Origin of the sequence: Amaricoccus solimangrovi (genome assembly GCF_006385685.1) — a bacterium.
Classification (GTDB): domain Bacteria; phylum Pseudomonadota; class Alphaproteobacteria; order Rhodobacterales; family Rhodobacteraceae; genus Amaricoccus; species Amaricoccus solimangrovi.
The window spans coordinates 1-1431 of the sequence record NZ_VFRP01000099.1; the positions used below are offsets into that span (position 1 = coordinate 1).

General features: G+C 66.6%; 1 protein-coding gene. It reads left to right on the plus strand.

The window, feature by feature from the left end:
• The coding region (locus tag FJM51_RS23390; RefSeq protein ID WP_140456489.1) for an electron transfer flavoprotein-ubiquinone oxidoreductase at positions 1-1426 on the plus strand (1426 nt) is incomplete at its 5' end.
• Between the last annotated feature and the right edge of the window lie 5 nt (positions 1427-1431).

Here is a 1431-nt window from a genome sequence, read left to right on the forward strand (position 1 = left end):
CACGACCGAGGTCAGCGACGACCGGTTCTACCTGCTCGGGAAGGGCGGGCGGATGAAAATCCCGAACTGGCCGATGCCGGGCTTCATGAAGAACCACGGCAACTACATCGTCTCGATGGCCAATGTCTGCCGCTGGATGGCGGAGCAGGCCGAGGAACTCGGCGTCGAGATCTTTCCCGGCATGGCGGCGAGCGCGCTGGTCTTCGACGGCGAGCGCGTCGCGGGCGTGGTCGCGGGCGAATTCGGCCTCGAGGCGGACCGGACGCCGGGGCCGAACTACGAGCCGGGGATGGAACTGCTCGGCAAGTACGTGCTGCTCGGCGAGGGCGTGCGCGGCTCGCTCTCGAAGCAGGTGATCGCGAAATACGGCCTCTCCGAGGGCCGCGAGCCGCAGAAATACGGGCTCGGCATGAAGGAGATCTGGGAGGTCAGGCCGGAGAACCACCGCCTCGGCCAGGTCACGCACACGATGGGCTGGCCGCTCGGCGGAAACGCGGGCGGCGGCTCGTTCATGTACCACGCCGAGAACAACCAGGTGCTGATCGGCTTCGTGGTGCATCTCAACTACGAGAACCCGCACCTCTATCCCTACATGGAATTCCAGCGCTTCAAGCACCATCCGATGATCGCGGAGGTGCTGGCGGGCGGCAAGCGCGTCGCCTATGGCGCGCGCGCGATCAGCGAGGGCGGCTGGCAGTCGATCCCGAAGCTGACCTTCCCGGGCGGCGCGCTGATCGGCTGCTCGGCGGGCTTCGTGAACGTGCCGCGCATCAAGGGCAACCACAACGCGATGCTCTCGGGCAAGGCGGCGGCCGAGGCGGCGCAGGCCGCGATCGCGGCGGGCCGGTCGGGCGACGAGCTCACCGCCTATTCCGACGACGTGATGTCCGGGCCGATCGCGAAGGATCTGAAGCCCGTCCGCAATGTGAAGCCGATCTGGTCGCGCCACGGGCTCGCCGCCTCGCTGACCTTCGGCGGCTTCGACATGTGGTGGAATTCGCTCTTCGGCAACTTCTCGCTCTTCGGCACGATGAAGCACGGCAAGACCGACGCCAAGGCCACCGGCCGGGCGGAGCGGTTCGAGAAGATCGACTACCCGAAGCCCGACGGCGTGCTCTCCTTCGACCGGCTGACCAACGTCTCCTTCTCCTTCACCAACCACGCCGAGGAGCAGCCCTGCCACCTGACGCTGAAGGATCCCTGGGTGCCGATCGAACTGAACCTGCCCCGCTACGACGAGCCGGCGCAGCGCTACTGTCCGGCCGGCGTCTACGAGGTGCTGCGCGACGAGCACGGCAAGCCCAGGTTCCAGATCAACTTCCAGAACTGCGTCCACTGCAAGACCTGCGACATCAAGGATCCCGCGCAGAACATCAACTGGACCACGCCCCAGGGCGGAGACGGGCCGAATTACCCCAACATGTGATGGCG